Annotated in this window: 20 protein-coding genes, 1 tRNA gene and 1 pseudogene; 11 read left to right on the top strand and 11 right to left on the bottom strand. The window is 72.4% G+C overall.

Translation table 11 applies throughout. From position 1 onward, the window contains the following. The first annotated feature begins 41 nt into the window (after positions 1-41). Entirely contained in the window at positions 42-965 is a 924-nt protein-coding gene (locus tag ACIA77_RS08440; protein ID WP_395885137.1) for a serine/threonine dehydratase, read from the top strand. Here ACIA77_RS08440 and ACIA77_RS08445 read toward each other — a convergent pair. The 3 genes and pseudogenes from ACIA77_RS08445 to ACIA77_RS08455 all read right to left on the bottom strand — a co-directional run bounded on the left by ACIA77_RS08445 (position 952) and on the right by ACIA77_RS08455 (position 5,183). Continuing rightward, a pseudogene (locus ACIA77_RS08445) lies at positions 952-2,866 on the bottom strand (glycosyltransferase family 39 protein). The gene ACIA77_RS08440 and the pseudogene ACIA77_RS08445 sit on opposite strands and share 14 nt — an antisense overlap. A gap of 66 nt (positions 2,867-2,932) precedes the next feature. Continuing rightward, the gene (locus ACIA77_RS08450; protein ID WP_395885138.1) at positions 2,933-4,456 is read right to left on the bottom strand and encodes a sensor histidine kinase; all 1,524 of its coding nucleotides are present in this window, start codon (positions 4,454-4,456) and stop codon (positions 2,933-2,935) included. Beyond that, positions 4,434-5,183 carry a response regulator transcription factor gene (locus ACIA77_RS08455; protein WP_395885139.1) on the bottom strand — a complete coding sequence of 250 codons (750 nt, stop codon included), beginning with the start codon at positions 5,181-5,183 and terminating at the stop codon, positions 4,434-4,436. The genes ACIA77_RS08450 and ACIA77_RS08455 overlap by 23 nt, the downstream gene beginning before the upstream one ends. A 174-nt stretch (positions 5,184-5,357) precedes the next feature. On the opposite strand from ACIA77_RS08455, the gene ACIA77_RS08460 reads away from it, so the two are divergent. The 4 genes from ACIA77_RS08460 (at position 5,358) to ACIA77_RS08475 (ending at position 8,655) form a co-directional block, all read left to right on the top strand. Beyond that, a complete protein-coding gene (locus ACIA77_RS08460) occupies positions 5,358-5,993 on the top strand; it encodes a hypothetical protein (RefSeq protein WP_395885140.1) in 636 nt (211 codons plus the stop codon). A gap of 645 nt (positions 5,994-6,638) precedes the next feature. Next, positions 6,639-7,796: a sensor histidine kinase gene (locus tag ACIA77_RS08465; RefSeq protein WP_395885141.1), complete on the top strand. Its 1,158-nt coding sequence runs from the start codon at positions 6,639-6,641 to the stop codon at positions 7,794-7,796. Further along, complete coding sequence (locus tag ACIA77_RS08470) at positions 7,793-8,461, top strand: response regulator (RefSeq protein ID WP_395885142.1); 669 nt, start codon at positions 7,793-7,795, stop codon at positions 8,459-8,461. Before ACIA77_RS08465 ends, ACIA77_RS08470 begins: the two co-directional genes overlap by 4 nt. Continuing rightward, positions 8,458-8,655: a hypothetical protein gene (locus tag ACIA77_RS08475; RefSeq protein ID WP_395885143.1), complete on the top strand. Its 198-nt coding sequence runs from the start codon at positions 8,458-8,460 to the stop codon at positions 8,653-8,655. Before ACIA77_RS08470 ends, ACIA77_RS08475 begins: the two co-directional genes overlap by 4 nt. Position 8,656: 1 nt before the next feature. Here ACIA77_RS08475 and ACIA77_RS08480 read toward each other — a convergent pair whose 3' ends face one another. Continuing rightward, positions 8,657-9,109, bottom strand: coding sequence for a nitroreductase family deazaflavin-dependent oxidoreductase (locus ACIA77_RS08480; RefSeq protein WP_395885144.1), 453 nt, complete (start codon positions 9,107-9,109; stop codon positions 8,657-8,659). A 125-nt stretch (positions 9,110-9,234) separates the two neighbouring features. On the opposite strand from ACIA77_RS08480, the gene ACIA77_RS08485 reads away from it, so the two are divergent. Next, positions 9,235-9,912, top strand: a complete 678-nt coding sequence (locus ACIA77_RS08485; protein WP_395885145.1) for a TetR/AcrR family transcriptional regulator — start codon at positions 9,235-9,237, stop codon at positions 9,910-9,912. A gap of 81 nt (positions 9,913-9,993) precedes the next feature. Then, positions 9,994-11,514 carry a 3-hydroxyacyl-CoA dehydrogenase gene (locus ACIA77_RS08490; RefSeq protein WP_395885146.1) on the top strand — a complete coding sequence of 507 codons (1,521 nt, stop codon included), beginning with the start codon at positions 9,994-9,996 and terminating at the stop codon, positions 11,512-11,514. A gap of 469 nt (positions 11,515-11,983) precedes the next feature. Here the strand turns inward: ACIA77_RS08490 and ACIA77_RS08495 are convergent, their stop codons facing one another. The 3 genes from ACIA77_RS08495 to ACIA77_RS08505 form a co-directional block, all read right to left on the bottom strand. Continuing rightward, positions 11,984-12,415, bottom strand: coding sequence for a cupin domain-containing protein (locus ACIA77_RS08495; protein ID WP_395885147.1), 432 nt, complete (start codon positions 12,413-12,415; stop codon positions 11,984-11,986). 167 nt (positions 12,416-12,582) lie between these two features. Continuing rightward, positions 12,583-15,564, bottom strand: a complete 2,982-nt coding sequence (locus tag ACIA77_RS08500) for a PQQ-dependent sugar dehydrogenase (protein ID WP_395885148.1) — start codon at positions 15,562-15,564, stop codon at positions 12,583-12,585. 157 nt (positions 15,565-15,721) lie between these two features. After that, positions 15,722-16,381, bottom strand: coding sequence for a L,D-transpeptidase (locus ACIA77_RS08505; RefSeq protein ID WP_395885149.1), 660 nt, complete (start codon positions 16,379-16,381; stop codon positions 15,722-15,724). A 216-nt stretch (positions 16,382-16,597) separates the two neighbouring features. On the opposite strand from ACIA77_RS08505, the gene ACIA77_RS08510 reads away from it, so the two are divergent. After that, positions 16,598-17,110: a hypothetical protein gene (locus ACIA77_RS08510; protein WP_395885150.1), complete on the top strand. Its 513-nt coding sequence runs from the start codon at positions 16,598-16,600 to the stop codon at positions 17,108-17,110. A 48-nt stretch (positions 17,111-17,158) separates the two neighbouring features. On the opposite strand, the gene ACIA77_RS08515 is transcribed toward ACIA77_RS08510, so the two are convergent. Beyond that, a complete protein-coding gene (locus ACIA77_RS08515) occupies positions 17,159-18,049 on the bottom strand; it encodes a serine/threonine-protein kinase (protein ID WP_395885151.1) in 891 nt (296 codons plus the stop codon). Positions 18,050-18,058: 9 nt separating this feature from the next. Then, positions 18,059-19,594 carry a class I SAM-dependent DNA methyltransferase gene (locus tag ACIA77_RS08520; RefSeq protein ID WP_395885152.1) on the bottom strand — a complete coding sequence of 512 codons (1,536 nt, stop codon included), beginning with the start codon at positions 19,592-19,594 and terminating at the stop codon, positions 18,059-18,061. Between ACIA77_RS08520 and ACIA77_RS08525 the strand changes: the two genes are divergently transcribed. From ACIA77_RS08525 to ACIA77_RS08535, 3 genes are all read left to right on the top strand, one after another. Continuing rightward, positions 19,550-20,449, top strand: a complete 900-nt coding sequence (locus tag ACIA77_RS08525; protein WP_395885153.1) for a hypothetical protein — start codon at positions 19,550-19,552, stop codon at positions 20,447-20,449. The genes ACIA77_RS08520 and ACIA77_RS08525 overlap by 45 nt on opposite strands. A gap of 59 nt (positions 20,450-20,508) precedes the next feature. After that, on the top strand, positions 20,509-21,258 hold the full coding sequence (locus tag ACIA77_RS08530) for a PP2C family protein-serine/threonine phosphatase (protein WP_395885154.1): 750 nt from the start codon (positions 20,509-20,511) through the stop codon (positions 21,256-21,258). A gap of 47 nt (positions 21,259-21,305) precedes the next feature. Further along, a tRNA-Ser gene (locus tag ACIA77_RS08535) sits at positions 21,306-21,390 on the top strand. 91 nt (positions 21,391-21,481) lie between these two features. Here ACIA77_RS08535 and ACIA77_RS08540 read toward each other — a convergent pair. Together ACIA77_RS08540 and ACIA77_RS08545 are read right to left on the bottom strand one after the other, a co-directional pair. Next, complete coding sequence (locus ACIA77_RS08540) at positions 21,482-22,840, bottom strand: tyrosine-type recombinase/integrase (protein WP_395885155.1); 1,359 nt, start codon at positions 22,838-22,840, stop codon at positions 21,482-21,484. A gap of 14 nt (positions 22,841-22,854) precedes the next feature. After that, positions 22,855-23,157 carry a helix-turn-helix domain-containing protein gene (locus ACIA77_RS08545; RefSeq protein WP_395885156.1) on the bottom strand — a complete coding sequence of 101 codons (303 nt, stop codon included), beginning with the start codon at positions 23,155-23,157 and terminating at the stop codon, positions 22,855-22,857. Positions 23,158-23,200 lie beyond the last annotated feature (43 nt).

Below are 23,200 nucleotides of genomic sequence, written 5' to 3' on the forward strand. Positions count from 1 at the left end.
GATCCCGACAACGCTTCAAGACCGCGTGTCCCCGGACGAAGATGGACGGCATGACCACACCACCGCGCACTCCGAAGCCCGCCGACGTGGCCGCGGCCGCGAACCGCATCCGGCCACACGTTCGGAGGACGCCGCAGCTACGGACCGAAATCGACGGCCGTCCCGTGGTGCTCAAGCTCGAGCACCTCCAGCGCAGCGGCTCGTTCAAGCTGCGCGGCGCGGTCAACGCACTGCTCGCCGGCCCGGCTCCGCGCCGCGTCGTCACGGCGTCCGGCGGCAACCACGGGCTCGGTGTCGCCACGGCCGCGCACGCGCTGGGCCTGCCCGCGGTCGTGTACGTGCCCGAGTCCGTCCCGGAGGCGAAGGCGGCCGGCATCGAGGCCGCGGGCGCGAAGCTGATCCGCCACGGCGCGACGTACGCGGAAGCGGCGGCCGCGGCACTGGCCGTCGGCGACGAACCGGGCACGCGCTACCTCTCCGCCTACGACGACCCCGACGTCGTGGCCGGCCAGGGCACGGTCACCGCGGAGATCGTCGCCGACGACCCGGACGTCGACGCCGTGGTGGTCGCCGTCGGCGGCGGCGGGCTCGCCGCGGGCACCACGCTCGCCGCCGGCGGCCGGCGGGTGTTCGCCGTCGAGCCAGAGCGCTGCCAGGCCCTGCACGCCGCGCTCGAGGCCGGGCAGCCGGTGGACGTCGAGCTCGACTCGGTCGCCGCGTCGGCGCTCGGCGCGACCCGCGTGGGCGACGTGCCCTTCCGGATCCTGACGGCCCCGAACGTCACGTCCGTGCTGGTCAGCGACACCGAGCTGCTCGCCGCGCGCGACTGGCTGTGGGCCGAGTTCCGGCTGGCCGTGGAGCCGGCCGCGGCTGTCCCGCTTGCGGCGTGGCTCGCCGGGCGGGTGCCGGCCGCGCGGCCCTGTTTCGTCCTCTGTGGAGCGAACACCACCGTCAGTTTCGCGTGAGGTCGTAGACGGTCGTCCCGCCGACGGTCGTCGCCGGGAAGTGCTGCTCGACCCAGGTGGTGATCTGGCCGGCTGTGCCGCGGTTACCGCCGAAGCCGCCGCGGCCGCCCGCGACGAAATAGTGGATGTCGCCGGCGCTCACGTACTGCTGGAACTGCGCGAGCGTCGGCGCCGGGTCGCTGCCGCTGAACCCGCCGATGGCCATGACCGGCTTGCCGCTGGCGAGCGCGAGGCCGGCGGACTGCATGGCACCGGTCTGCGCCGCGGCCCACTTCGTGGTGGTCGCCTGGAGCAGGTGATCGAGCTCCATTGTGGATTCTGTGTCGCCTCCGAACCCACCGAGCCCACCGAACCCGCCACGGCCGGCACCGCGCTGGCTGGCCGGACCCGACGACGGCTGGCCGCCCGTGTGCGCCGACGCGGCCGTGACGATCGTGAACGACGCCGTGCCCAGCAGCGCCGCGACCAGCGTGAACACGGCCACGACCGGAGCCGCGCCCCGCAGCGCGTCGGCGCCGAAGAGCAGCGCCGCGGTGCCGATCGCCCCCAGCGCGAGCACGAGGAAGCGCAGCCACGGCTGCCAACTCGGGCGTGCGGGAGAGCAGGATGAACGCCCACACGGCCGTGGCCGCGAGCATCAGCGAGAGCACCGCGCGCGGGCCGAGGTGGACTCGGCCGCGCCACAGCTCGCGGGTCGCGATACCGAGCGTCGCGGCGACGCCGGGGGCGAGCGCCACCGTGTAGTACGGGTGGATGATCCCGCTCATGTAGCTGAAGACCACGACCGTCACCACGGTCCAGCCGCCCCACAACAGCAGTGCGGCGCGCGTGCGATCGGTGCGCGGCGCGCGGCGGGTGAACCAGAGCCCGGCGACGAGCCCGATCAGCGCGGCGGGCAGCAGCCACGACGCCTCGCCGCCGAACTGCTCGGTGAACAGCCGCGTCAGGCCGGTGCCGCCACCGAAGCCGCGGAACCCGCCGCCTCCGCCGGTGCGCGCGGGCAGGTCGAGGCCCGCCGGGAGGTCCGGACGCCCGCCCCCACCGCCGCCGCGGCCCTGCCCGAAGATCCGGCCGAGTCCGTTGTAGCCGAAGGCCAGCTGCAGCACGCTGTTGTCCGTCGAGCCGCTGATGTACGGCCGGTCCGCGGCGGGCCAGAGCGCGACGGCGAGCACCCACCAGCCCGCCGACACGACCACCGCACCCGCGGCGGCGAGCAGCTGCCACACGCGGCGGCCGAGCGACGTCGGTGCCGCCACGGCGTACGCGAGCACGAACGCGGGCAGCACCAGGAACGCCTGCAGCATCTTGTCGAGGAACCCGAACCCGATCGCGACGCCCGCGAGCACCAGCCACTTCGTGCTCGCCGCTTCGAGCGCGCGCACGACGCAGTAGCCGCCGGCGACCAGCAGCAGCACGAGGAACGCGTCGGGGTTGTCGAACCGGAACATCAGCGCGGCGACGGGCGTCAGCGCGAGCGCCGCACCGGCGAGCAGGCCGGCGCCGGGACCGGAGAGCCGGCGCACCGCGAGGTACAGCAGGCCCACGGACGCGACGCCCGCCAGCGCGTCCGGTACGAGCAGGCTCCAGCTGGAGAACCCGAAGAGCCGGCCGGAAAGCCCCATGACCCACAGCGAAAACGGCGGTTTGTCGACCGTGACGATGTTGCCCGGATCCAGTGCCCCGAAGAACCACGCCTTCCAGCTCTCCGTGCCCGCTTGCACGGCCATCGCGTAGAAGTCGTTGCCCCAGCCGGAAATCGCGACATCCGTGACGTACAGAGCGGCCGTCGCGAGGAGGAGCAAAGCGACCGCGGGCCGCACCCACCTCGGTCCCGGCGCCGGTGGCGCCTCCTTCACGGGGTCCACAGTGGTCGGTCCGGGCGCGGTGGCGGCACTCGTCATGGCGCCATGCTCACGACGCCGTTTGTGGTCGCGGTGTGCGCTCGCTGTGCGCGGCCTGTGAGAAATTCACGACCGGGTGAGAGCCGGGTCTCGGTACTCCGGGAACACCGCGACGAACTCCGTGCGGCCGGGCTCGCTGAACACCGAGACGCGGCCGCGGTGCGCGGCCACCACGGCGGCGACGATCGCCAGGCCCAGGCCCGTGCTGCCGGCCGCGCGGGAGCGTGAGGTGTCGCCACGCGCGAAGCGTTCGAAGACGTCCGGGAGGATCTCCGGCGGGATGCCGGGGCCGTCGTCGAGCACCGACAGCCGCACCCAGCCGTCCTGTGTGGACAGTGCGGTGGTCACGGTGGTGCCCGCCGGGGTGTGGGTGCGGGCGTTGCCGAGCAGGTTGAGCACCACCTGGTGCAGCTGGCCCGCGTCGCCGAGCACGCTGATCGGCTCGCCCGGCAGCTCGAGGCGCCACTTGTGGTCGGGTCCGGCGACGTGGGAGTCGGCGACCGCGTCGGCCACCAGGCGCGAGAGGTCCACCGGCTCCGGCACGACCGGCCGGCCGGCGTCGAGCCGCGCGAGCAGCAGCAGGTCCTCCACCAGCGTCGTCATGCGCGCCGACTCGGATTCGACGCGGCTCATGGCGAACGCGACGTCGGGCGGCACCTGCTCGCCGCTGCGCCGCGTGAGCTCCGCGTAGCCGCGGATCGCGGCCAGCGGTGTGCGGAGCTCGTGGCTCGCGTCGGCGACGAACTGGCGCACGCGGCTCTCGCTGGCGTGCCGGGCCTTCAGCGCGTTGGCGATGTGGCCCAGCATGCGGTTGAGCGCGAAGCCGACCTTGCCGACCTCCGTGCGCGGATCGGTGTCCACTTCGGGCACGCGTTCGGACAGCGCGACTTCGCCGCGGTCGAGCTGCAGCTCCGACACGCGTGACGCGGTGGCGGCCAGCCGGTCGAGCGGCGCCATCGTGCGGCGGATCGTGACCGCACCCGCGATCCCGGCCACGAAGATGCCACCGAGCGCGACGCCGCCGAAGATGAACCCCAAGCGCCACAACGTGTCCGAGACGTCCGAAAGCGGCAGGCCGACCACCGAGAAGTCCCCGCTCGGCGCGAACGACGCGATCACCCGGTACTCGCCGAGCTCGCCACCGAGGTCGATCGTGCGGCGGTGCCCGTCGGGCGGCAGGCTCAGCAGGAGCTTCTGCTGCGCCGTGCTGATCTGCTCCAGCGGCGGCTTCGCCTTCGACGGCGGCACCGAACCGAAGTTCAGCACGGCCGCGCGGACCGTGCCGTTGTGGACCTGGACGGCGAGCGTGCCGTCGCCCTGGCCGAGCACTCGCAGCGGGTCGGGCGGCGGTTTGTCGCCGTAGATCCACGGGGGCCGGTCGCCGGAGCGGAACCCGCGGTCGGTCGTCGCGGCGAGGCGCTTGTCGAGCTGGCCGACGAGGAAGTCGTTGAGCGCGAACTCCGTGACCACGCCGACGACCAGGCAGACGAGCGCGAGCAGCGCCGCCAGCTGCACGATCAGCCGGCGGCGCAGCGACCACGGCCGTCGCACCGGCCGCGGGGCCGGATCAGCCGGCGGGCTTGAGGACATACCCCGCGCCGCGCATCGTGTGGATCATCGGCTCGCGGTCCGCGTCGATCTTCTTGCGCAGGTAGGAGATGTAGAGCTCGACGATGTTGGCCTGACCGCCGAAGTCGTAGCTCCAGACGCGGTCGAGGATCTGGGCCTTCGACAGCACGCGCTTCGGGTTGCGCATGAGGTAGCGCAGCAGCTCGAACTCCGTGGCGGTGAGGGAGACGAGCTCGCCGCCGCGGTGGACCTCGCGGCTGTCCTCGTCGAGCGTCAGGTCGCCGACGACGAGCTGGGAGCCGCTCGCGCCCGTGACGCCGCTGGCGCGCCGCAGCAGCGCCCGCAGCCGGAGCGCGACCTCTTCGAGGCTGAAGGGTTTGGTGACGTAGTCGTCGCCGCCCGCGGTGAGCCCGGCGATGCGGTCCTCGACCGCGTCCTTGGCCGTCAGGAACAACACGGGCAGGTACGGCGCCTCCGCCCGCATGCGGCGCAGCACCTCGAGGCCGTCGAAGTCGGGCAGCATCACGTCGAGCACCACCGCGTCGGGCCGGAAGTCGCGCGCGACGCGGACGGCCTCGGTGCCGTTGCCCGCGCTGCGCACTTCCCAGCCCTCCATGCGCAGCGCCATGGCGACGAGTTCGGCCAGCGTCGCCTCGTCGTCGACCACGAGCACCCGGACCGCGCTGCCGTCGGCTCGGCGCAGCTCGTCCTTGCCCCGGCCGGGTGACGTCGCGTTCATACTGCTCATGGTGCCATCCTGCGGTCCGCCTTTCAGCCCGAGCTGTGCGGTGGCTGTGGGTTTCCTGTGCGCCCGGCGGTCAGCCGATCGGGGTGGGTGCACAGCGGGAACCCACCACGGACACAGCTCGCGCACAGCGGCGGCCGCGACGCTCGGGTCGTCCGTCAAGACCCGGAGGAAACCATGACGACCGATCCAGCACAGGGCGCCACGTGGGGCGAGCCGACGCCGGGTGCTCCCGCTCCCTCGCTTGCGACGCCGGGCGCCCCTGCTCCCAAGAAGGGGTGGTCGGGCCGCAAGACCGCGATCGCCGCGGGCGTCGCCGTGGTGATCGCCGTGGGCGGCGGGCTCGCGATCTGGGCGGGGACGAGCTCCAACAACGCGTCGGCGCAGCAGCAGGGCCCGGGCGGTTTCGGCGGCCCCGGCCAAGGCCCGGGCGGTCCGGGCGGCTTCGCCCGCGGCGGCTTCGGCGGCGCGGCCGCCTTGCGCGACGCCCTGCACGGCGACTTCGTCGTCAGCGACCCCAATGGCGGCTACGTCACCGAGCGCCTGCAGACCGGCGCCATCACGGAGATCAGCGCCACGTCCGTCACGCTCACCAGCAAGGACGGCTACAAGCAGACCTACACCCTCGACGCGTCCACCCAGAAGTCCGCCACCACCCCGAAGACCGGCGACAACGTCACGGTCATCGCGAAGGTCAACGGCACCACCGCCACCGCCACCTCCCTCGAATCCGCCACCGCCGCCACCCAGCGCGGCGGCCAATTCGGGGGCACCGGCCAGCCCGGCCAGGGCCGCCGCCACTACGGCAACTGACCCGGCTCGCCTCGCCTGGCTCCGCCGCCGGCTCCCGCTTCACGATCGGGAGCCGGCGGTGTCGTTTCCGGGGTGTGAGTGGTCCCGCGGGTGCGTGGGTCGGCGCTCGACCGGTCCACTCGCGCCGCGGGTGCGGCTTCGTCGGTCCACTCGCGCCACCAACCGCGACGCCACAGGTCCACTCGCGCCCTCGGCCCGGCACCACAGGTCCACTCGCGCCCGGCGCTATTCGGTCCATTCGCGCCGCGCACCCGGCACCACCGGCCCACTCGCGCCCAGCGCCATCGGCCCACTCGCGCCGCGCACCCGGCACCACCGGCCCACTCGCGCCCGGCACCATCGGCCCACTCGAGCCCGGCACCATCGGCCCACTCGCGCCGCGCACCCGGCACCACCGGCCCACTCGCACCCGGCACCATCGGCCCACTCGCGCCGCACACCCGGCACCACCGGCCCACTCGCACCCGGCACCATCGGCCCACTCGCGCCGCACACCCGGCACGAAGGGACCGCTCGCGCTACCAGTCCGGCACGAAAGGACCCGCGCACCACAACACCCGACGCCACAGGTCCACTCACACAACCGAACGTGCCACCGCCCCGAAACCCACCCCCGAACCCACCCACACCTGCTTAGGTGACCGGGTGCGGGACATCAGCGGATCACTGGCACGGCAATCCCTGCTGGTCGCGGTCGTCTGTCTGGTCTGTGACGCCGCGCTGTTCGCGTTGCGGGGGCCGGTGCCGGAGGGTGGGTGGCGGGCGTGGGTGGTGCTGGGGGCCGGGGTGCTGGTCGACGCGGCGCTCGCGGGGGCGGCGCGGTACGCGGGGTGGGTGGCGGGCGCGCACGCGGTCCTCTTCACCGTGGCGCCGCTGCTGCTCTGCACCTGCACGGGGTACGTCGTGGCCAACAACGCGGGCATCCTCGTCGCCGGGTATCGGGCCGGGGCGTGGTTGCGGACGGGGCCCGGGGTGGTGGCGCTGGTGGCGACGATGGCGGGCGTCGGGACCGGAGAGTTGCTCGGCGGGGGCCGCGGCGCGAACCCGGCGCTCATCGCGATCAGCGTGGGTGTGTCGAGCGTCCTGCCGTGGCTCGTCGGGCGGTACACGACGGCCCGGGGCGCCTACATCGCCGACCTGGAGCGCGAAGCGGAGGAGCGCCGGCGCCACGAAGCGGAGGCCGTGCGGCGCGCCGTGCTCGAAGAGCGCGAGACGATCGCGCGGGACCTGCACGACGTGATCTCCCACCACGTCAGCGCGATCGGCGTCCACGCGGGCGCGGCGCGGCTCGGGTTGCCCGGGGGCGACGGCGCCGTCCACAAGTCGCTCGGTGCCGTGGAGTCGGCGAGCCGCTCGGCGATGGCCGATCTGCGCCGGCTGCTCGACCTGCTGCACGCCCGCGGCGACGAAGCCGCCCAGCCCGGTCTGGACAACCTCGACGAGCTGCTCGACACCGTCCGCGCCGCCGGCCTGCCCGCGCGCCTGACGGTGCACGGGGACATCCGCGAAATCCCCGGCTCCCTCGACATCGCGCTCTACCGCATCGCGCAGGAAGCCCTCACCAACGCGCTGCGCCACGGCACCGGCCCCGTCGAACTCGAACTCAACCGGCGGCGCACCGAGATCGTCCTCACCGTCACCAACGAAACCGGCCGGCCCGCCCCGCGCCGGGACGGTGCCCACCGGGGTCTGGCCGGGATCCGCCAGCGCGTGACGCTCTTCGGCGGCGAAGTCGAATACGGTCAGCTCCCCGACGGCGAGCAGTGGCGCGTCAAAGCCCAATTCCCCCTGGAGGTCGCATGATCCGCGTGCTGCTCGCCGACGACCACGCGATGTTCCGCTCCGGCATGCGCGCCCTCCTCGACACGCAGCCCGACTTCGAGTGCGTCGGCGAAGCAGCCGACGGCCGCGAAGCCGTCGCCGAGACGAAGCGGCTCAAGCCGGACGTCGCGGTGCTCGACGTGCGCATGCCGCGCCTCGACGGCCTCGCCGCGACCGAAGCGATCCTCGCCACCCCCGGCAACGACACCCGCGTGCTCGTGCTGACCACCTACGACGCCGACGAGTACGTCTACCGCGCCCTGCGCGCCGGAGCCAGCGGCTTCCTGCTCAAGAGCCTCGCGCCGGAGGAGCTCGTGGCCGCGATGCGCGTCGCGGCGAGGGGTGACGCGCTGATCGACCCGTCGGTCACCCGCCGGCTCGTCGCCAGTTTCGCGACGAGCCTCGAACCCCGCGCCGCCGAACCCCCGGAGCTGGCCCGGCTCACGTCCCGCGAACGCGAGGTGCTGCTCCTCATCGCCGACGCGCGCAGCAACGCCGAAATCGCACGCCACCTTCACGTCGGCGAGGAGACTGTGAAGACGCACGTCTCCCGCGTGCTGGCCAAGCTCGGCCTGCGCGACCGCGTCCACGCCGTCGTCTACGCGTACCGCAACGGGTTGGTGACAACGGAGGAGGAACGTCGGTGAAACGCTGGATCTCGCTCGCCGTCGGGGCGGTGCTGGTGCTGGTCGGCGCCGTCTGGGTGTTGCAGGGCGCCGGGGTGCTCACCGGCAGCTTCATGACGGGGCAGAAGCTGTGGTTCCTGATCGGGCTGGTCGCGTTCCTCGTCGGGGTCGTGCTCGTGGCGGCCACGGCCCGGCGCACGTCGCGGCGGAAGTGACTCAGGCCGGCAGGACTTCGAAGACGGGGTAACCCGGCGCGATCTCGCGCAGCTTCGCCTCCGGCGCCTTCGCGTCCACACCGTCGAAGAACACGCCCACCTCGAACTTCCAGCGCTTGAGGTACGCGCGCAGCAGCACCGGCTTCTCGTCGTCGGTCAGCTCGCGGTAGGTGAATCCCGCCACGCGCTTGCCGACGCGCAGCTCGCCCTGGCCGGCGGCGCGCAGGTTGCGCACCCACTGCGTCTCGCCGCGCGGGGCGACCAGGTACTGCCGGCCTTCGAACGGCAGCAGGTTCACCGGCACCTCGCGGATCTCGCCGGTCTTGCGGCCGCGGACCCGCAACACGCGGCTGCCCAGCACGCTGACGCCCATCTTGGTGAGCCGCTGGACCAGGTTGTTGAACGCGTTGGTGGCCTTGGCGGGCTTGATGTAGCGGGGCTGTTCGGTGTTCATGGTCTGCCTCCCAGGTTTCGAGAGCGGTGCTCTCTGTTGAGATCAGTGAACACCTCCTTGCCCGAAGAGTCAAGAGCGGTGCTCTCTATTTGGTGCAGCGTTCTCAGAAGTGGCACACTGACCCAATGACCGCCACGAGGACCGCCCGCGAACGAGCCCGGGCCGAGCTGACCCAGGAGATCAAGGACGAAGCCCGCCGCCAGCTGGCCGAGGTCGGCGCGCACGGGCTGTCGCTGCGCGCGGTGGCCCGCGAGCTGGGCATGGTCTCCTCGGCGCTCTACCGCTACTTCCCCAGCCGCGACCGCCTGCTCACCGAGCTGATCATCGACGCGTACGACGCCGTCGGCGAAGCCGCCGAGAAGGCCGACCCGGGCAACGGCGACCCGCGCGTGCGCTGGCGCGAGGTGTGGCACGCGACCCGCGCGTGGGCGAAGGCGCACCCACACGAGTACGCACTGATCTACGGCTCGCCGATCCCCGGGTACGAAGCGCCGCGGGACACCGTCGTGCCGGCCGCGCGCGTCGCGCAGGCGCTGGTGAAGGTGCTGCTCGAAGCCGATCCGCACCAGCCGGCGGTGACCGCGCCGATGTCGGCCGAGCTGCGCACGCAGGCCGAAGAGCTCGCCGTGGCGCTGGGCGCCACCACGCCGCCGGAGATCGTGACGCGCCTGATCGGCGCGTGGACGCAGCTGTTCGGTGCGATCAGCTTCGAACTGTTCGGGCAGTACGTGGGCAGCGTCGACCCCACCGACGCGTACTTCGAGCACCTGACCGGGCAGATGGCGGACTTCGTGGGGCTGTGAACTAGTCGTGCGAGCCGGGCCGGTCGGGGCGGTGAGGCGGTACGTTCGCCGGTGACGACTTCGCGGGGAAGGTGGTTCGACGTGGCGGGATGGGCCGAGCGGGTCAGCAGGATCCGGGTGGTCGGGACCGGCGTGATGGGGCGCGGAATCGCGCAGCTGGCGGCGACCGGGGGTGTCACGGTGGAGCTGGCGGACCTCGACGCCGAGGCCGTGCGCTCCGCGCTCGAACACGTCCACGGCATGGTCGACAAGCTCGTGGCCAAGGGCAAGCTCGACGGCGACGCCGGCCGCGCCGCCAAGGAGCGGCTCGTGATGGTCGACTCGCCGATGGCGCCGGCCGACGACGTCGACCTCGTGGTCGAGGCCGTGCGCGAGGACCTCGAAGCCAAACGCGTGCTGTTCGGCAAGCTGGAGCAGCACTGCCGGCCCGGCACGGTGTTCGCGACGAACACGAGTTCGCTGTCGGTCACGGAGATCGCCGCGGGCCTGAGCGACCCGACGCGCGTGATCGGACTGCACTTCTTCAACCCCGTGCCGCTGATGCGCCTGGTCGAGGTGGTGCCGGGCGTCCGCACGGCGGCGTGGCTGCCCGACGAGGCCGCCGCGCTGGTGCGGCGGTGGGGCCACGTGCCGGTGCTGGCCAAGGACGCGCCGGGTTTCCTCGTCAACCACGCGGGGCGCGGCCTGAACACCGAGGCCCTGCAGATCCTGTCCGAATCGCTCGCCGAACCGGCCGACGTCGACCGCATCGCGCGCGACGTCCTGGGGCTCAAGCTCGGGCCGTTCGAGCTGCTGGACCTCACCGGCCTGGACGTGTCGCACGCCGTGCTCGAAAGCATCTGGAGCGGCTTCCACTCCGAGCCGCGGCTGCGCCCGTCGTGGCTCACGCGCCCGCGCGTGGCGGCCGGGCTGTTCGGCCGCAAGAACGGCGAGGGCTTCTACCGCTACGTCGACGGCAAGCAGGAAGTGGCGCCGGAACCCGCCGCGCCACCCGTGCCCGACACCCCCGTGTACACCGCCGACGAACGCCTCGCGCGCCTCCTGACGGCCGCGCGGGTGCAGATCGTCCCCGACGCGTACCCGGACGCGCTGCTCCTCGTGTCACTCCGCGGAGAGTCCACAGTGGACGTCGCCGCACGCCAGGGCCTGCCCGCCGCCCGCGTCGCCGGCGTCGACGCCCTCGGCGGCTACGAAGGACGCCTGACGCTGTCCGTCCACCCCGGACTGGACCCCGCCGCGGGCCGCGCCGCGTGGGGCGCGCTGGCCGCCACGGGCCGCCCGGTGACGATCGTCAAGGACGGCCCCGCGCCCATCGCGCAGCGCCTCCTGGCCTCCATCGTCAACACGGCCTGCTCCATCGCCGCCCAGGGCCTCGCCGACCCCGCCGACATCGACACCGCCGTCCGCCTCGGCCTCGGCTACCCCCGCGGCCCCCTGGAATGGGGCGACTTCGTCGGGCCCGAAAAAATCCTCCGCGTCCTCACCGGCCTCGGCGCCACCACCGGCGATCCCCGGTACCGGCCGAGCAGCTGGCTGACGGAACGCGTCGCGCTCGGCCTGCCGCTCACGGCTCAGGGCACGCGCCCCGCCGACCTCCTCTGACGGGCGGACGGCAGGGCCGGCTCGGCCGAGCAGCGTCACGCGGCGTCGCGCTCGGCCGATCGGCGGTGGCGTGGATGCAGTCGGGTTGAGGGCGAGCCTGACGGGAACCGCGCATCGGCGTCGCCCGTCCGGTCAGGCCCCCCGAACCGGTTCGGGCCAAGCCGGGCTCCCGTGCGAAGACACGCATGGCGGCCACCTCACCGGTGTCGCGCCGAAGCCGGCCCGCAGCGGTGCAGGCGTGGTATCTCGGGCGAACTGATCCGGCCCGGGCCTGGCCATTGCGCCGCGCGAAAACCACAGCCGTGCGCGCCAGTTCGACACTCGCGGCCCGGCCCGGCCGAGCAGCTGGCTGACGGAGCGCGTCGCGCTCGGCCTGCCGCTCACCGCCGCAGGCACGCGCCCCGCCGACCGCCTCTGACGGGCGGACGGCAGAGCCGGCTCGGCCGAGCAGCGTCACGCGCCGGTTCGGTCAGTCGAAGCTGCAGCCCGGGTTCGGTGCGTCGTCCGCGAGGGGGGCGCCGTGGGGCAGCACGTAGAGGACGTCGAGGATCATCGGGGTCGGGCCTTCGTTGCGGCCGACGTGGATGTGGTCGTCGCCGGGGGGTTCGGTGATGCTGTCGCCGCGGTGGTAGACGCCGTCGACGGAGCAGTCGGCCCGGTAGTGCGTGAGCGTGCCGGAGCGGACCCAGCCGTGGAGGGTGCCCTCGTGGAAGTGCCAGCCGGTGGAGCCACCGGGGTCGATGGTGATCTCGCGGAGCACGTAGTCGGTGTCGCCGGCCGTCCACTGGGCCAGGACGGTCGCGCTGACGCCGCGCGCGGGGGTAGCCGACGCGACGGCCGGGGTGAGCAGTGTGGTGAGCGTGGCGGCACCGGCGACGACCGCCAGGGCGAGCTTGCGCATGGAAGACCCCTCTCGTGATCTTCCGTGAAGCTACCGCACCGGCCGCTGTACGAAAGGTCCCGAGTTCATGATCATCGGGGCAGTTCTCACCACGCGGGAACCCCGGTTCGGCCACAGTGGACACCGAGGGAGCGGGGTACCCCCGCGCCCCGCTCCCTCAGCTCACGTCACCAGCGCCGGTCGACCGGACCGGCAGTGGTCCAGACGATGTACCCGCCCTGGAAGTCACTGCGGTACCCGCTGCCGTAGCGGTACTCGTCCGACGTCGGCAGCCCCAGGTACGACTTCTCCCACCCGAGCGCGGCCCAGCGCTTGCGGATCTCGCCCTGCACGTTGTGCGCGCCCGTCGCGGCGCTCCAGTAGATCGACACGTTGCCGGTGAAGTGGTTGTAGCGCCCGATCCCGTTGGGGGTCACGGATTCGTCGGTGGTCGGGTACCCGAACCCGCGTTCCCAGCCGTACGCGGCCCACTTCTGCTTGATCGCGCCGCCGATCTCGTGCGCGCCCGTGCCCGGCGTCCAGTAGATCGAGGCACCGCCGGTGAAGTGGTTGTAGCGGCCGACGCCGTCGGGCGTGGTCGACTCGTCCGTGGCCGGGTACCCCAGGCCGCGTTCCCAGCCGTACGCCGCCCACTTCTGCCGGATGGCGCCGCCGATCTCGTGCACGCCGGTGGCCACGGTGTAGTAGATCGAAGCGCCGCCGGTGAAGTGGTTGTAGCGGCCGGTCCCGTCCGGGGTGCCGGATTCGTCGGTGGTCGGGTAGCCGATCGAGCGTTCCCAGCCCAGCGCCGCCCACTTCGCCCGGATCAGGCCCTGGATCTCGTGGGCGCCCGTGCTCGGCGTCCAGTAGATCGACGCCGCCATCGTGCCCGGCGTGCCCTGCAGGTGGTTGAACCGGCCGACGCCGTCGGGGGTGCGCGTCTCGTCGGTCACCGGCGTCCCGTACGCCTGGTGGCCGCCGATCGCCAGGTACTCGGCCAGGATCGGGCCGCCGATCTCGTGCACGCCGGTCGCCGCCGACCAGTACAGCCGGGCGTCGGCGTAACCGCGGTAGTGCACCGGGCCGTCGACGACCTCGGGGCCGGTCGCCGTGCCCACCAGCGCCCGCAGCGCGGGTTCCGCGGCGTAGCGCTGGTCGATGGCGCTCGCGTAGTTCGCGGTCAGCGTCACGTCGCCCGCGGGCACGGTGATCGACCACGACGCGGCGGCCGGCCCGTCCTGCCAGCCGGTGAACTTCGACGCGCCGTCGCTGCCCACTGGCGCCGCGGCGACGTCGAACGTCGCGCCCTCGGTGACCAGGGCACTGCTCACGCCACCCTCACTCGGGATGCTGAGCGCGGCGGGCTGCGTGCTCACGAGCGTGAGCCGGTGCTGGCGCGGCAACGCGACGTACGTCTTGCTCGCCTGCACGCCGGCGCTGTCGGTGACCGTCGCGGTGAACTCCATGCGTGAATCGGTGTGATCGGTGAACGGCACGGAGATCGAAGGACCGGTCGCGCCGTCGTCCGGGTGCACGTGGCACGTGCCGAGGTCCGGGCAGTGCCGGATGAGCGACGTCCACGTGACGGGCAAGGTGCCGTCCTCGGCGTCGGTCGCCGTTGCGGTGAGCGACACCGGCTCGCCGACGGCGAACGTCGTGTCCGGAGTGGACAGCGTCAGCTCCGGCGAGTGGTTGCCGGGCGCGACCGCGACGGTCGTGGTCCCCTTGGCGCCCAACGGGTCCTGCACGGTCAGGGTTGCGGTGAACGACGAGCCGGCGCCGTACTGGTGGACGGCGGTGGCGCCGGTCGCGGTGGTGCCGTCGCCGAAGTCCCAGGTGTAGGTGAGGGCGTCGCCGTCGAAGTCGTAGGAATCACTGGCGTCGAAGGAAACCGTGCGCGTGCCGGGGTCCGTCGACGACGTCGCCTTCGCGACCGGCGCGGAGTTGGCGGTGGAGTAGCTCAGACGGCGCAGGCGGCTGCCGTTGAGGTCGGCGAAGACGATGTCGCCGTTCGGCGCCGCCGAGATCCGCGTGACCCCGCCGATGTTCGCGAACGGCGGTGGGTTCGCCGGCTGCTGCGCGAGCTTGCCCTGCGCGTCGTACTTGAGCGTCCACAGCTTCTCGCCCGCGTAGTCACCGAAGAAGTACGCGCCCTGGTACTCCGCCGGGTACGACGTTCCACTGTAGACAACACCGCCGGTGATGCTGTTGCCGTTCGCCGGCCCCGTGCCGTGCTGGTACTCCCACAGCGGCGGGGTGTTCACGACGCTGGCGCAGCGCGCGTCGGTCGAGTAGCCGGGCGTCGGGTGGTTGCCCTCGAAGCACGGCCACGCGAGGTTCGCGCCGGGCTGCACGACGTCGACCTCCTCCCAGAGGTACCAGCCGACGTCACCGACCACGGGCAAGCCGCTCTTCGGGTCGAGCGAGAAGCGGAACGGGTTGCGGAAGCCGCTCGCGAACACCTTGCTGCGCGTCGAATCCGGCGCCGCGGCGTTGTAGTACGGGTTGCTCGGCACACCCTTGCCGTCCGGCGTGATGTGCAGGATCTTGCCGTGCGGCGAGTCGAGGTCTTGCGCCGCGAAGGCGACCTCGTTGGTCTTGCCCGCGTCGCCGTTGTCGCCGACGGAGTACCACAGCGTGCCGTCGGGCGCGGGGATCACGGTGTCGAGGCCGTGGATGTAATACGCGCTGCCCGGCAGGTCGAACAGCACCTTCTCGCCGGTGAGGCCGTCGGGGTGGCCCGCGCCGTCGAAGGTCACGGTGAAGCGGGCGGCGCGCAGCACGTACTTGCCGTCACCCGTGCTCACGGACCGGTTGAGGTAGATCTGGTGCGTCGTCGCGTAGTCCGCGGCGAGCGCGATGCTCGTGAGTCCCATGTCGCCCTGCGTCTCGACCGCGAAGGTCGCGATCTTCACCGGCGCACCCGACCCGGCGGCCGGCACCCAGTTGACGACCCCGGTCTTGCCGAGCGCGAGCACGCTGTCGTCGGGGAGCCAGGCGAAGTCGGTGAAGTCGTACGGCGCGAGCCCGGTGGGCGTGTCGCGCAGCACGAACCCGGCGGGCAGCGTCGGCGCCGCGTCGTCGGCCACCGCGGGAACCGCGGCGACGGGGGCCAGCGCGACGGCCAAGATCGCGGCCGTGACCAGTGAACGGAACTTCTTCCAGGCCATCAAGGCCCCCTCTCGTGAGCGACCGGATATCGCTCGAAAAGGGGACGTCGTTACCTCATCCGGGTGAAGCCAGTGAAGTCCGGACCAAACCGTGATCAAGGGGCAGAAAGCGGGGGCGCCGGCTCTCCGGCACCCCCGCTTCGCGCTCACCCCCGGGTCAGGGCACGACCTGCACGACGTCGCCGACGTGGAGGGTGTTGAAGAACCGCAGCGACGACGTCGCCGACAGGTGCACGCAGCCGTGCGAGTACGTCTTCAGGCTGCCGGTGTGGAAGGCGTCGCCGGGGTAGAAGAAGACGGAGTTCGGCATCTCCGCGTTGTCGAACTCGCGGCTGTAGTGCATCTTCTCCTTGCTGAGGACGGAGAAGGTGCCCGTCGGCGTCGGGTTTCCCTTGCGGCCCGGCAGCATGGAGACGGGGCCGTAGATGACCTTGCCGTCCTGCAGCAGCCACGCCCTGTGCGCGGAGATGTCCACACACGCGGCGGTGCCGGACGCCGCGGCGGCCTTCGCGCACGGCACGTTCGCGGACGTGGTCTTCGGCTTGGGCTTGCTGGTGGTCGTCGACGGCTTCGGCTTGGTGCTCGCCGGTTTCGACGTCGAGGTGGCCGGGGAAGACGCGGTCGTCGGGGTCGTCGACGTCGTGGCGGGGGCGCTGCTCGACGTGGTCGTCACCGGGGCCTCGGCCCCCGCGGCCACGGCGCCACCGCCGGTCACCGGTTCGGGGGCGGCCGAACCGCCGGAGCACGCGGCCAGCAGGAACGCGCCGGCGGCCGCCACCGCGGCCACCGAGAGCCGGCCCACGAGAAGCCTCTTCACGATCAGGTACCCCCAGCGAAATCGGTCGGGTCGAACGGTCACCGGGATAGACGAGCGGCCCCCTGCGGTGGTTGCGGACCGAAGGTCACGATTCGGGTGGAGCGGGCTCCTCCACCCCCGGGTGGAGTCCGGGATCCACCCGGAACCCGCCCGGGAGCCGACGAGATCGGGAGCGGAACCGGCGAGTCTGGAGACACCACCGAACAAGGAGTCCCGATGAACTTCGGCCCGCTGACCCTCGTCGTCTACGTCGCTCTCGCCGCCCTCGTCCTGTACCGGGTCGTCTACAAGCAACTGCGCGGCACGCTGCTGAGCCGCAAGTCGCTCGTGACGCTGCCGCTGCTGCTGACCGCGATCGGCGTGGTGACCATCGCCGACGCGCTGCCGAATGCGAGCACCGGCGAGCTGGCACTGCTCGGCGCCGACATCGCGGTGCTGGTCGTGCTGGGCCTGGGCCGCAGCGCGAGCACCACCCTCTCGAAGCAGGGCAACACCACGTTCCAGAAGGGCTCGGCGCTCACCCTCGTGCTGTGGCTCGCGACGATCGGCGCCCGCGTCGGCTTCGGTTTCCTCGGCGGCTACCTGGGCGTCGACGGCAGCCTGACCTCGGCCTCGATCATGCTGACGCTGGGACTGAGCATCGGCGTCCAGAACGCGCTCACCTACTACCGCATCCAGCAGCGCGGCCTGCCGCTCGCCGAGCAGAGCCGGCCGGCGGTGCGCGCCTGACCGTTTTCACAACCATCCTCCCGGTCCGCTCGGACCGGGAGGATTTCGTCATCCCGGGACCAGTCCGACGACGCGGGCGTACATCCGCGCCGGGCTCGGGGCCGGCGACGGGTGGAGGAACCCGGGCAACGGCGGCAAGTCGCCGACGAAGGGGCACAACTGGTCGTAGAGCACGTCGGCGCCGGCCGGGCGGGCCGCCGGGTCCTTCGCGAGCGTGGCGGCGAGCACTCCGTTCAGCGCGGCCGGCACCCCGAACACGGCGGGCGGCGCGTCCTTCACCTGCTTGTCGAACACGGCGTACGCGGTGGGCCCGGTGAACAGCTGACGACCGGTGAGCATCTCGTGCAGCACGCACCCCAGCGCGTACAGGTCGCTGCGCGGCTCCGACTGACCGCGCTGGATCTGCTCCGGCGCCATGTACGACGGGGTGCCGAGCAGCTGGCCGGCACGGGTGAAGCGGGCGACGTCGGCTTCGCGCAGCACGGCGAGGCCGAAGTCCATCACCTTGACGCTGCCGTCGGGGCACAGCATGAGGTTGGCGGGTTTGAGGTCGCGGTGGCAGATGGCGCGGGCGTGGGCCGCGGCGAGCACGGCCGCCGTCTGGGCTGCGATGGCCGCCGCCCACGGCACGGGCAGCGGGCCGTGCTCGGCGAGCAGGTCGGCGACGGTGACGCCGTCGACGAACTGCATGACCTGGAACAACCGGTCGTCGTGGGTGCCGAAGTCGTACAGCGTCGGCACGCCGGCGTGATCGAGCGTCGCGAGGATGCGGGCTTCGCGGGCGAAGCGCTCTTCGAGCTCTTCGTCACGGCCGGGCAGCCGCAGCAGCTTGAGGGCGACGCGGCGGCCGAGGAGCCGGTCGTGCCCGCGGTGCACCGCTCCCATACCGCCGCGGCCCAGCGGCAGCTCGTCGACCTCGTAGCGATCGGCGATCAGCATGGGTTCCCTTCAGGCGCCGGGCCGGAGCCGTCCTTCGGCGAGCGCGGCAAAGCCTAGCCGGACCAGGTCACGGCCGATTTCGGCCGTCTGCCGCAGGGCCCGGTCGAACTCCGCGAGCGCGGCGAAAGCGGCACCGTACGCGCGTTGTTCGGCCAACGGGTAGCGCGGCACCTTCAGCCGGCGCGCGTCGATGCGGGTCGACGCGGAGTGCACCGGGAAGTCGGCGGCGCGCAGGCACCCGGCGAGGAATTCGGCGTCGAGCCGGGCGGGATCCACGCGGTAGAGCGAAAGCGCGGAGCCGAGGCGAACCGGTGGTCCACTGTGGACAGCGACGGCGCCGGTGACGGACGCGATCACGTCGCCTGCTTCGGCGATCACCGCCGCGTCGTCGGGCGCGGCGCGCCCGGTGGGCGGGCCGCCGGCGAGGACGTCGTCGGGGGTGAGAACGGGTTCGTCGCCCTCGGCGGTGCGCGCGGGCGCGTGGTGGATCTCGAGCGCGCCCGCCTTCACGAGCTCACCGACGGTGGTGTGCGCGGGTTCCTCGCCGGTGGGTTCCAGCGGCGGGAGGTCGAGGCCGACGCTGCCGAAGAGCCGTTGTGCGGCCAGGAAAGCCTGACCGGGGTCCTCGCGCGCGGTGCGGCGCTGGGCCGGGGTGAGGTCGACGTCGTCGTCGAGGAGGTCGATGATCCGTTCACCGGCGCCGGTTTCGACGTGCTCGCGCCAGAGTTCTTCCGCGGCGTCCACGGTGGACTCGGCGAGCAGGACGGTGGCGGGCGGGCGCGCACCGGGCCCGGGTCTGGTGAGCAGCCACAGGTCGGCGCCGGGGGCGAGGGTGAAGACGGCGCGCAGGGCACCGGCGCGCAGGAGGTTCGCGCGGATGCGCTTGCCGCTGCGCCGTCCGGCGGCCGCACCGGGCATCAGGATCGCGACGGTGCCGCCGGGTTTGGCGTGCGCCAGGCAGTGCTGCACCCACGCGAGCTCCGATTCACCGCGCGGCGGCAGGCCGTACTCCCAGCGCGCGTCGCCGACGAGCTCTTCGTGGCCCCAGGCGCGGGCGTTGAACGGCGGGTCGCAGAGGACGACGTCGGCCTGCTGACCGGCGAAAGCGTCTTCGCGCAGGGAATCCCCGGCGTGGACTTCGGTGTCGGCGCCGCCCAGCCGCAGCCGAAGCGCGGCGATGCGGGCCGTGGTGAGGTCCCGGTCCTCTCCCTGCGCGCGGGCCGCTCCGCTGGCGAGCAGGAGGGAACCGAAGCCGCACGCGGGGTCGAGCACGGTGGTCCCCTTCGCGCCGGTGAGGCTGACCATCAGGCGCGCGTGCGCGGGAGCCGTCGGCGAGACGCGGCGGGAGTGGGCTTCGAAGAAGCGCTCGCAGAGCTGCTCGAACACAGTGGCAGCGCCGTCGTCTTCGGCCGCTTCGGCCAGGAACGCCCGCAGCTCGGCGTCGGCGGCCAGCGCCGCGGCGGCCCGCACGAACACCGCGGCGGCACCGGCCACCGGCCGGTGGCCGTCACCAGCGTCTCCGAAGTCGTCACCGCGGTTCGCCACGCCGGGGCCGCTGCTGACGACGGCACCGCCGGCGGCGTTGCCACCCGACCCCGGGCCGGGGGCGACGGTGCCACCGGCGAGGCGCTCATCGCCGGCAGTACGGCCATCACCACCGCGGCCATCGCCGGCAGTGCCATCAGAGGGGTCCACACCACCAGCCGCACGACCACCCACCCCACGGCCGGCACCGGCCGTGCCACCGGCGAGGCGCTCATCGCCGGCAGTACGGCCATCACCACCGCGGCCATCGCCGGCAGTGCCATCGGAGAGGTCCACACCACCACCCACCCCGCGACCGGCCCCGGCGGTGCCACGGGCCAGGTCCACACCACCGGCAGCACCGCCGCTCCTGCCGCGACTGCCGACAGCGTCCGCGCCGCCGGCACCACCGCCGGCCGAACCGCGGTCGCCACCTTCGGCGGTACCTCCGGCGTTGTCCCCATCGGCGCCGTATCGACCAGAGGTGACGCCGTCGTCAACGCGCACATCGCCGGCAGCGCTGCGACCCCCGTTGCCGCCCGGGCCACGGCCACCGCCGGCTGCGGCGAGGCGTTCCAGGTACTCGCCGGCGGCGGCGAGCCGTTCGCCCAGTTCAAGGTCGTCGCCGAGGGCGCGCAGGCGCTGCCACGCGCGGTCGACCGGGGCGAGTTCGACGGGCCGGCCGCGGCTGCTGAGCCACTCCTGCACCTCGGGCAGCGAGAACAGCGGGCTGGACGCGGTGCCGCCGACGGGCCGCGGGAAGTCGCCGTGGCGGCGGCGCCAGTTGCTCACCGCGGCGCGGCGCACCCCCGCGAGCCGGGCGATGTCGGCGGCGTTGACCGTCGCGGAGTCGTCCATGGTCAGCACGATAGCTGACGCCTGGGGTTTCCATCGTTTTGCTTGTTAACTCAGTCAACCAATGGTTTCATGGTGGCATGGTCACCAACCAGACCCGGTTCACCCTGCGGTACGCCGCGGGCTCCGACACCGGGCGACGACGCTCGATCAACGAGGACTCCGTCTACGCCAGCGGGCGGCTGCTCGCCGTCGCCGACGGTATCGGTGGTCAGCCCCACGGGGAAGTGGCCAGTGCCACGGCGGTCGGCGTGCTCGCGAGCCTCGACTCGGAACTGCGCTCGCTCGACCTCGAGTCGCTCGACCTGCAGGCCACCCTCGCCGACGGCGTCCGGCGCATCGGCGAGCGCCTCGCCGAGATCGCCGAGCAGGACCCGGCCACGCACGGCATGGGGACCACGCTCACCACGTTGCTCTTCGACGGCGTCCGCTTCGCCGCCGCCCACATCGGCGACTCCCGCGGCTACCTCCTGCGCGACGGCGAACTCCACCGCATCACGCGTGACCACACCCTCGTGCAGGCTCTCGTCGAAGACGGCCGCATCTCGCAGGCCGACGCCGCCGACCACCCGCGCCGCTCGCTGCTCATGAAGGCGCTGCAGAGCACCGGCTCGGGCGAGCCCGACGTCTGGGAGTTCACCCCCGCCGCCGGCGACCGCCTCCTGCTCTGCTCCGACGGCCTCACCGCCGGCGCCGCCGAACCCGCCATCGCCGAGGTGCTCGCCACCGGCACCCCCGAGGAAACCGTCCCGGCCCTGATCACCCTCGCCAACGACGGCGGCGGGCCCGACAACATCACCATCGTGGTCGCCGACGTCCTCCCCGCCTGACGGCCCACCTGCGAAGCCACAGCACCCCATCCGGTACTCTTCCCCACGGAGGATTGGCCGAGCGGCCTAAGGCGCACGCTTGGAAAGCGTGTTGGGTTCACGCCCTCGCAGGTTCGAATCCTGTATCCTCCGCCGCAGTAACCAGGCAAAACGCCGGGTGCCCCGCTTCGGGACACCCGGCGTTTTCCGTCTTAGTCTCAGTTCTAGTCTCATTCGCCCCTGGTTAGGCCACCTCTGGCGCCTCGTCGCCGTCGTCCGATGCGTCGCTCGGGGGTGCCCAGAGCAGCCCGTCGACCCGGCCGGCCACGCCCCGCCTGATGCGGTCGGTCACGTGCTGATACCTCGCGGCCATGGCCGTGCTCGACCACCCCATGATGGACATGACGGTCCGCTCCGGGACCTCCAAAAGTAGGAGAACCGTCGCAGCGGTGTGCCGGGCATCGTGCAGGCGTCGCTCTCCCAGCTTGGCGTCGCGCAGCAGCTCCTTCCAGTGGTGGTAGTCCGTGTTGGGCACGAGCGGTTGACCGGTCGGCTTGGTGAAGACGTAGCCGGTCTCCTCCCATAGGTCGGCCGCCAGGGCGCGTTCCTGGGCCTGGGCCGCCTGGTGCCGCACCAGCAGAAGCGCGAGTTGCTTGGGGAGCCCGATGTACCGCTTACCGGCCCGCGACTTCGTGGGCGCGGTCTCCCGCCGTGTCGAAACGCGCTGCGGGCAGTAGCCCGCGAACTTCCGGCCGCACGGATTCGCGCATCCGTGCTTGTACTTCGGCCGGAGCCGGTTCCGTCGCACGCCGATTTCGGGTGCGTGGTGCTCGAAACACCTGGCGCAGAACGGGGACCCGTGCGTCTCGCACGGCCGGTCCCAGCGGTCCCAGTTCACGTCCGCCCACTGGATGCCGAGCGCCTCGCCCTGGCGGAGCCCCAGGGCGAGAGCGATGGCCCAACGGGCGCTGTTCCGCTTGCAGTCGGCGGTCTCCAGAATGCGCTGAATCTCATCGACGTCGTACGGCTCGTAGTCCTGCTCCTCCACCTTCGGAGCGCGGGCGAGCTCCGCCGGGCTGTCCGTGATGATCGTGCGCTTCTTCGCCTCCTTCAGCGCCGTACGGATCGTGCGGTGAACCTGATGCACTCGCCCGGGCGCGGCGCCCGCCCGGATCATCTTCCGGTAGAGCTTCTCCAAGTGTTCGGGCTCCAGCTTGTCTTCGGCGTGCGAACGCTGGAGGCGGTGCGCCCCAACACCAGGGATCAGGTGCACCCGGCACGCGACCTCGTACGCCTCCCATGCATTCTCGGTGATCGTCGGCGGCGCCACGATCTCGTACAGCCAGTGGTTCAGCCACTTTTCAACGGTCCAGTTCTGCCCCGCCGTGCGAACGCGTCCTTCATTGCGCTCGTTCTCCCACTCACGAACTCGGTTCCGGACCTTGGTTTCGTCCTTGGACATGGTGTGCCGACGGTCCGGGTCCCCGTTGTCCTTCTTGCCGACCGTCACGCGGCCGTGCCAGTGACCGTCGGATTCGCTGAAGTAGACGCTGCTCTGGCCGTTCGGCGCGCGCGTGCCCTCGGGACGCTTTTTCCTTGCCATTGAATGTCCTCCCCTCAGGCGGCAGCCTTGCCGCTGGACTCGGCGACCAGGCGGGCGGCGAATTCGTCGATGGCGGATACGGAGATGCGGCGGAGTCGGCCGATGCGGACGGATTGCAGTTCTCCGGAGCGGACCAGGCTGTAGGCGGTGGTGCGGCCGATGCCGAGCCGTTCCCCGGCTTCTTCGACGGTCAGGAGAACGCGCGGTGGTAGCGGCCGGGGTGTCGGCTGCGCGTCGTCGGGGCGCTGGGCTGCGAGGCGTTCGGCGAGTTGGGCGAGGCCGGCGGCGAGTTGGGCGATGTCGTTGGCGGTAGCCATGGGTGGTGAGCCCTTCGGGTCGCGGTGCGGGTGGCAGCGATGG

Source organism: Amycolatopsis sp. NPDC051903 (assembly GCF_044452505.1).
GTDB lineage: Bacteria > Actinomycetota > Actinomycetes > Mycobacteriales > Pseudonocardiaceae > Amycolatopsis.